The organism is Catenibacterium sp. co_0103 (assembly GCF_004168205.1).
Classification (GTDB): domain Bacteria; phylum Bacillota_I; class Bacilli_A; order Erysipelotrichales; family Coprobacillaceae; genus Catenibacterium; species Catenibacterium mitsuoka_A.
Window position 1 is genome coordinate 1 of the sequence record NZ_RCYB01000089.1, and the last position, 7,748, is coordinate 7,748.

The following is a 7,748-nucleotide window of genomic DNA, read 5'->3' on the forward strand; positions in this document are numbered from 1 at the left end:
CCTGCATCATCATATGATCATTTTCATCTGTAGCACAGACAATGGCAACCTTGTGATGAGATATTCCTCTATATGCAACCTGTTTACCTCGACGCATATAGAAGCAGGTCGTCTTGCTTGTCTCCAAGACTTGAGCCTCACCCTCTAGAGGCATTTTATATAGTTCCAGTTCAATGAAGTGAAGCCACTGGTCCAAAGTAAAATGAGACCAGTAGAATAAGGTGTTGGTTCTATCACTAAAAGACTTGTGACAGTCAAGACAGATATATCTCTGATGTCCGTTCTTATCTTTTCCATTCTTTTTGAAATGAACTGAACCACATATAGGGCATGCTTTATGAGATGGATCAATGTCTTCATCATCCTGTTCATATAATGATTCAATAAGTTTATTTACATAATCCTTATCCTTAGATCTTAAATAGTTTTTTACCTGGTTTTCAGTTATCATAGCACTCACCTGACCTTTTAAGATCATTTTACAACTATTCGAGAAATGATGATTTGAGTTAGGTGGCTATAAAGTAGAAAAATAGGCGTTAAGTTAAATTTAATGATCTAGTAGCAACATTTTTCATAAACTTAGCGATTTTATTTGTGGAATTTTATTTTAATATAGTATATCTCACTATATATAATAAAAAAGCATGATATACAGGAGATAATATGAGTTACAGTATTTCAACTTTTGAAAAAGAACTGTATGACAGTAATATATATGAGATAGTAAAGATTGTGTTAAGGGAGATGATTATATGGAAGAAAGGAATAATTTTGCGAAGGGAACGGTTTCTACACATATATTATCTATTGCAGGACCAATGATCGTAGCACAGTTGATTAATGTACTCTACAACGTGATAGATAGAATATATATAGGACGTATTCCTCATACTTCAACACTAGCTATGGGAGGACTGGGAATATGTCTTCCTATTATTTCTATAGTGATTGCATTTGCGAACTTGTTTGGTATGGGTGGTGCCCCACTTTGTTCAATTGCGAGAGGGAGAGGTAATAATAAAGAAGCAGAAGAGATTATGGGAAATGCTTTCTGTTTGTTAGTACTATTTGGGATTGGTTTAATGATTATTGGTTTTCTTTTTAAAGAGAAGATCTTATGGCTCTTTGGAGCAAGTACGCATACTTTTAAGTATGCGAATGATTATTTAATTTGAATACCCATAATCTGCAGAAACAGTCTTTTTTATCTTTGTTTGTTCTTTGTTTCTAATACTGTTTAAGAGGAACTTATTAAAGACGTGTTTATAGCATACCTGTGGTTTGTGGGTATTCAAATTATTTAACTATATACTTGTTAGGGACTGTGTTTGTGTTAATAGGACTAGGTATGAATAGTTTTATTAATAGTCAAGGATTTGCGAAAATAGGAATGATGACAGTACTGATTGGTGCTGTATTGAATATTATATTGGATCCAATATTTATATTTTTATTTAATATGAATGTGAAAGGTGCAGCACTTGCAACAGTACTGTCACAGTTTGTATCTGCTTTATGGACAATACACTTCTTAAGAAGTGATCAAACAATACTTAAGTTAAAGAAAGAGTGTATGTATTTAAAACCTTATTATGTAAAGCGTATATTCTCTTTAGGGACTGCAGGATTTATGATGGGTATTACGAATTCTATAGTATCTATTGTATGTAATTCTACTTTACAACTATATGGTGGTGATCTCTATATAGCGATTATGACTATTATTAACTCTATTAGAGAAGTTGTGCAGTTACCAGCCCAAGGGTTTGGAAATGCCTCTCAGCCAGTACTAGGATATAATTATGGGGCTAAAGAATATAAACGTGTCTTATCAGCAATACGTTTTGTGACACTCTTATGTTTTGGGACAATGTTTGTTATATGGGTATTAATTACTGCTTTCCCACAATACTTTATTAATATCTTTACTCATGATCCTCATATGACTAAACATGCAATTATTTATATTAAATTATATTTTGCAGGATTCTTTATGCAGTCATTACAGATATGTGGTCAGTCTGTGGCAGTAAGACTAGGCAAATCTAAACAGGCTATCTTCTTTTCTATCTTTAGAAAAGTGATTATAGTAGCTCCTTTGACTATTATTCTTCCACGTTTTATTGGAATTGAAGGTGTATTTATTTCAGAAGCTATTAGTAATTTTATAGGTGGCGGTGCTTGTTATATGACTATGTGGTTAACTATTGGAAAGAGCTTAAAGAAAGAGATTTCTTAGAAAAGAGATCTCTTTTTCTATTATTCTTATGTAATGCTTGTGAATAATATAAATATAGTACTTTCTCTATTGCATCAAACTAACACTAAGAATATCATTGTATATAAGATATATAGTAAGGGAAGGAAAAATATGAATAAGAAACAGATAATGATAGCTGCAGGTGCAGTTGTATTTATTGGTGTAGGTGCTGCTGCTTATGCGTTAAGTGGTCCTAAACTAGAACTTAAGACTAATAAGGTGAATATAGAATATGGAACTACATATACACCTAAACTTAAGGATATAGTAAAAGACTATAAGGATTTTAATACAGATGATTTAGAAATAATCAATAAGATACCTAATGAGAAGGATAAGACTTATCCTGCAGTAGGTAAGTATAGTATTACTGTGAAGTATAAGAAGAAGTCTTTGAAACAGAGTGTTATTGTAAAGGATACCAAAGCACCTGAAGTAGTATTACCTGCTGATATAGAGATATTACAAGGTACAGACCTTACTACATTTAATTTCAAGTCTCTAATGAATATTAGTGATCTATCTGAAACAAGTATTGAGATTGATACAAGTAAGGTAGATATGAATACTCCTGGACAGTATGATTTTAATGTTACAGTAAAGGACAAGTATAATAATGAAACCAAGAAGACCGGTAAGGTCACTATTATTGCGAAACCAGTGATTAATAATAATGAAGAAGTTGTACATGAGACAGTGAAGAATAAAGATGGTACTACAAGTGTAAAGACTAAGGTACAGAAGAAACAGAGTTCTAATACAAATAGAACTTCTAATAATTCTTCTTCAAACAACAGCAATTCTTCTGGAAGCAGTAATACTTCAGGTGGTTCTTCTTCAGAAACTCATAAAGGATCATTAACAGTTGAAATGGATCCTAAATATCACTGGGAAGGTGATCATTCCTATGGTGATGGTGCAGAAATTAATGGTGAAGACTTTGATAAGTTAACTGGTGGAGATTGGAAGAACTGGGATTATTAAAAATAATATATCTTTCCCTCAGGGAGACTACTATAAGTGCTCTCCCCTTTCTTAAGTAAAACAGTCAGGTTTAGATGCCTGACTGTTTTACATTATCAATAACTTCATTTAGGATTTCATCTAATTCATCAATAGCATAAACCTTCTTACCTGCTTTACGTTCTTCTTCAACTAATAGAAGTTCTTCTCTTAACTTCAACATCTCTTCCCTATAATCATTATCCATATAAGTTTGTCTATGCTGATTATTATACCATAGTTCTAAATAAATATATTATGCTCACTCTCATTTTGATGAATACTATTTGCATTATGTTCTAGATAGTGTATAATAGTCTCAATTTTGGGATTAAATTCAGGAGGGTAAAAATGAAAACGAGTAATGGTAAGCAGTTAGCTAAAAAGATGTTAATTGCGATGATTTGTGGTCTTGCCTGTGGGTTTGGCTGCATTATGTTAAGAGAACACTTAATAAGTAGTGGTCAGACTGATCTTTGGACAAAGATCAATAAATTATTCTTTCAGGATATTACACAGCCTACAGCAACTAAAGCTGTTGGGATCTTCTATATTGTAGGTCAGTTATTTGTTAATTCATTACAGCTTATTATTGTACCTATGGTATTTGTATCTATTACATTAGCTATTTCAACTATCACAGATACAAAGAAGTTAGGTAGAATTTCTACTAAGACTATTTTAACTTTCTTTATTACAACTGTATGTGCATTATGTTTTGCAGGTGTAATTGCCTCTATTGTATATCGTTTAGGTTTCTTTAATGCAGTAGGTAAAGCAGCAGTAACAATCCAGCAGGGTTCTACTGGTTCTAACCCATTAAACATTATTTTAAATATTATTCCTAACAACCTTATTTCAGCTTTCTCTACTAATGGTAACGTACTTGCTATCGTGTTTATAGCAGTTGCTATGGGTCTAGCAATGAATACATTAGAAGAAGAAACAAAGACTCTAAAGAAGTTGTTCGAAGAAGTATCTAAGATTATTACTTTATTCTTATCATTTGTAGTTAATAAGTTTGCCCCTATTGGTATCTTCTGCTTATTAACTAGAACATTCGCAATTTATGGAATTGATTCATTAAGACCAGCACTTGCTTATGTTGTTACAGTTGTTATTGCATTATTTATATATTTATTCTTAGCTTATCCAATCTATTTAATGTCTATGGCTAGAGTAAATCCAAAGCCATTTATGAAGAAGATGGTTAAGGTTGCTTTGTTTGGTTTCTCTACTTCTTCTAGTGCTGCAACTCTTCCAATCAATAAGAGAACAGTAACTGAAGAATTAGGTGTAAATGATCAGATTGCATCATTTGTATTACCTTTAGGTATGACAATCAATATGGATGGTACAGCAATCATGCAGGTTATTGCAGCTATGTTTATTGCAGCAAGTTCTGGATATAAAGTAACATTCATGTCTATGGCAGTTATTGCAGTACTTGCATTAATTGCATCAGTTGGTACTCCAGCTGCACCAGGTGCAGGTGCTGTGATCCTATTTACTATCTTAACTGGTATGGGTTATACAAACGATGCAGCATTACTTGCATATTCATTAATTCTTTCAATCAATAGACCTATTGAAATGTTAGTTACTTCACTTAATGTAGTTGGTGATGCTTCTACTTCAGTTATTGTAGCTAAGAAAGAAAATATGATTGATAGCGAAGTATATAAAGGATAGAAGTTCTTTCTAGAAAAGGAGTCAGAAAAATTAAATCTGACTCCTTTTAATGTATACTTGAAATATTCTAATAATTATGTATAATACTTATGAAGAGAGCTAGAAGATAGGGTAGCTTTTAGAGAGCCGCCTTGTTGAAAGGTTTTCTAGTAAGAAAGAGGCTTCTGATGGTGTCCTTTGAAAGGGTGCTTTAATCAGAGGCTTTTTTGCTTTCTCCTTTTAAATAATCATAGATTCTAATCAGCCTTCTTAAGTTTGTTCGAGTAGAAGGTTTAGAATTCTTTAATATATCGTTGTCCTGTTCAAACTTACTTTTTAAATAATTTTCTAGATCAATCAGATTTACTTGCTCTTTTTTAAGTAAGCTATATTTATCATTTGCTTATCAATATCAGATATTTCTTTTAAAATGCTTTCTATACTAATTTGAGGATGTTTGCTTCGATCTCTTCTTATTGTATTAGAGATTATTTCCTCAAAATCATTTACAAGTAACTTATCAATCCCTTCTATTCTCTGATATTTATCCTCATATAAAGAATTAACAAGTAATTTGCCTGAAACTTGTTTTGCTAGCGTTGGTGCATAATCTAATAGATCTTTTATATCATATTTAAGATCATGCATCACAATATTTCTATACCATTGATCTGCAGATATACCTTTTAAACCAATCAGACTAACTGTTTCGGTTATTCCTATGGAGATTACTAATTCATCATTTGCAATTCTATCATCATCAATTGCAACTACTTTAATATTTTCAGTAGGTTCATTTGATAATGTAAATAAATATAATTCATCTTTTAATAGTCTTAATAAACGAACAGGTATTTTCATTTTCTTTTTTCCGATTGCATTATAAATTATGATTTATATTTTCATTCTTTTTGTGAAATTCTTTCAAATCTAATTCACGTTTCAATTCTTCCTCTGACGGCAGATAGGTGAAATATTTCGATGCAAATATCTGGTGATTATCTTCAGGAAGTGTATATTTTACAATAGAATCTCCCTTAACTGCACAAAGTACAATCCCTATAGGCTGCGTATCCCCTTCATTCATCATTTCACGAGTATAATAATTCACATACATCTGCATTTGTCCTAAATCCTGATGGGTCAGTTTCCCCATTTTCAAGTCAACAAGAACAAAGCATTTCAAAATATAGTTGTAAAATACAAGATCAATAAAAAAATCCTGTCCATCCAATGTAAATCTCTTTTGGCGTGCTACAAAGGAAAATCCTCTTCCAAGTTCCAAAAGGAAATGTTGAAGATGATCAATTAATGCCTTTTCCAAATCTCCTTCATACACATGAGTGTCCGGCTGAATTTGCAAGAATTCCATAACATAAGGATCTTTCACTATTTTCTCATATTCTGGTTTTGGCTCCGTTGTCTGAATTTCTTTTGCAACTGCAGTCTTATCCTGGCTTGCTAAAACACGCTGATAATACATCGTGTTAGTCTGTCGTTCTAGCTGACGAACACTCCAGGCTGCTTTTGCACATTCCTCCATATAAAACGTTCGTACCTGTTCATCATTAATACGCATCAAGACACGATAATGTGACCAGCTCAATTCAGGACACAGTGTGTCTCGAATTGGAAAAGTGCAATAAAACTGCCTCATCTTACGAAGATTTGATTTATCAAAACCTTTTCCAAACTCTGCTGTCAGCTGCTCTGAAAGATATTCCAATAATCTCTTTCCATATTCTGCACGATCATTTTCTCCACATGCTTTAAAAATCTGTTCTCCAATTTCCCAATAAGTTGTTACCATAGCAGAATTTACGGCTGTGCTCAAACGATGCTGTGCAAACACAATAGAATTACGAATGGAATGATAAGTCTGTTCTGCATTTTGATTTTTTTTGTAAATCATAATCCATGCTCTTACTCCCCCCCTAAATTTCTAAAATAGAACTTACTGTCCTTCTATTGATTCAATATTTTCAATCCGCATTGGCTTAACTACCTGTTTATCTTTTTACTCTGTATAGTGAATTACTACGACTTAATACTTCGTATTTGAAGTAGTAGCTTCTAGGATGCTTGAGCATCCATTTAAGAAGACTGATATTTAATTCTCCACCTATTGCCAGGCTATCCTTATTCTTATTGCGTATCCGCTTCGCCTCTACTGTATAGGACATTTACATCCACAACGCTACTTTTACGTATGATGTCAATGCACCATTTGCATCTGCATTCAACACTTTTCCAGTAGCTGTTCTGTACTGTCCACAATGTATTCTTTTACCACTGAAATGATATTCTTCACTATCATAATTCTTATAGACTGATATGACATCCTTATCTCAGAAGCTTGCTTTTGAAGTGTAGGATTTTTCCCTCCATTACAAATGTAATGCCATTCAATTCACAGAGATATTCAAGCTTGTCTCTCAGTTTTCCGTATAGATTATTAACGAAGGTCTGCATGTTCCTTGATGGACTGTAATCTTGCATTTTCCTTATTGAACCACTGGTTAATGGACTTCAGTCTTCTTCCATCAATGATGAATGTTTCCACTCTGTTTGATACAGCAGTGACAAGATTATTAATACCTAGATTTAGTGCCAATGCATTTGATTTATTAAAATTTCTTTGAATGCATTCAGCTTCATAGATGTACTGAATTTCAAAGTACCTGGCATCTGGGGCTAGTATAAATTTAGTGCCAGTCAAATAGAGAAAATATCTAAAAAAAAGAATTGAAAAACATTCGAAAGAATACTAGTCTGAAACGTGAAAATAGAGGTGTTAAACATGTCAGAAAAT

General features: G+C 32.7%; 9 protein-coding genes. 4 read left to right on the forward strand and 5 right to left on the reverse strand.

Annotation, left to right across the window (positions count from 1 at the left end; all coding sequences use genetic code 11):
• Nucleotides 1-451, reverse strand: a 451-nt coding sequence (locus tag EAI80_RS14050) for an IS1 family transposase (protein WP_193760867.1), incomplete at its 3' end; no start/stop codon positions are given.
• Between the two features lie 304 nt (nucleotides 452-755).
• On the opposite strand from EAI80_RS14050, the gene EAI80_RS10850 reads away from it, so the two are divergent.
• From EAI80_RS10850 to EAI80_RS10860, 3 genes are all read left to right on the forward strand, one after another.
• Nucleotides 756-1,178 carry an MATE family efflux transporter gene (locus EAI80_RS10850; protein WP_238634575.1) on the forward strand — a complete coding sequence of 141 codons (423 nt, stop codon included), beginning with the start codon at nucleotides 756-758 and terminating at the stop codon, nucleotides 1,176-1,178.
• A 101-nt stretch (nucleotides 1,179-1,279) separates the two neighbouring features.
• Nucleotides 1,280-2,242 (forward strand): MATE family efflux transporter, encoded by a 963-nt coding sequence (locus tag EAI80_RS10855; RefSeq protein WP_275055619.1) that lies wholly within the window; start codon nucleotides 1,280-1,282, stop codon nucleotides 2,240-2,242.
• 132 nt (nucleotides 2,243-2,374) lie between these two features.
• Nucleotides 2,375-3,247: a hypothetical protein gene (locus EAI80_RS10860; RefSeq protein ID WP_129982032.1), complete on the forward strand. Its 873-nt coding sequence runs from the start codon at nucleotides 2,375-2,377 to the stop codon at nucleotides 3,245-3,247.
• Nucleotides 3,248-3,317: 70 nt separating this feature from the next.
• Here EAI80_RS10860 and EAI80_RS13485 read toward each other — a convergent pair whose 3' ends face one another.
• Entirely contained in the window at nucleotides 3,318-3,473 is a 156-nt protein-coding gene (locus EAI80_RS13485) for a hypothetical protein (protein ID WP_161220338.1), read from the reverse strand.
• 143 nt (nucleotides 3,474-3,616) lie between these two features.
• Here EAI80_RS13485 and EAI80_RS10865 point away from each other — a divergent pair, with 143 nt between their 5' ends.
• Nucleotides 3,617-4,957, forward strand: a complete 1,341-nt coding sequence (locus tag EAI80_RS10865; protein WP_129982033.1) for a dicarboxylate/amino acid:cation symporter — start codon at nucleotides 3,617-3,619, stop codon at nucleotides 4,955-4,957.
• A gap of 342 nt (nucleotides 4,958-5,299) precedes the next feature.
• On the opposite strand, the gene EAI80_RS10870 is transcribed toward EAI80_RS10865, so the two are convergent.
• From EAI80_RS10870 to EAI80_RS13965, 3 genes are all read right to left on the reverse strand, one after another.
• Nucleotides 5,300-5,797: a hypothetical protein gene (locus EAI80_RS10870; RefSeq protein ID WP_129982034.1), complete on the reverse strand. Its 498-nt coding sequence runs from the start codon at nucleotides 5,795-5,797 to the stop codon at nucleotides 5,300-5,302.
• Between the two features lie 19 nt (nucleotides 5,798-5,816).
• Nucleotides 5,817-6,848, reverse strand: a complete 1,032-nt coding sequence (locus EAI80_RS10875) for a PDDEXK nuclease domain-containing protein (protein WP_129982035.1) — start codon at nucleotides 6,846-6,848, stop codon at nucleotides 5,817-5,819.
• 543 nt (nucleotides 6,849-7,391) lie between these two features.
• Complete coding sequence (locus EAI80_RS13965) at nucleotides 7,392-7,655, reverse strand: transposase (RefSeq protein ID WP_202976637.1); 264 nt, start codon at nucleotides 7,653-7,655, stop codon at nucleotides 7,392-7,394.
• Nucleotides 7,656-7,748: the final 93 nt, after the last annotated feature.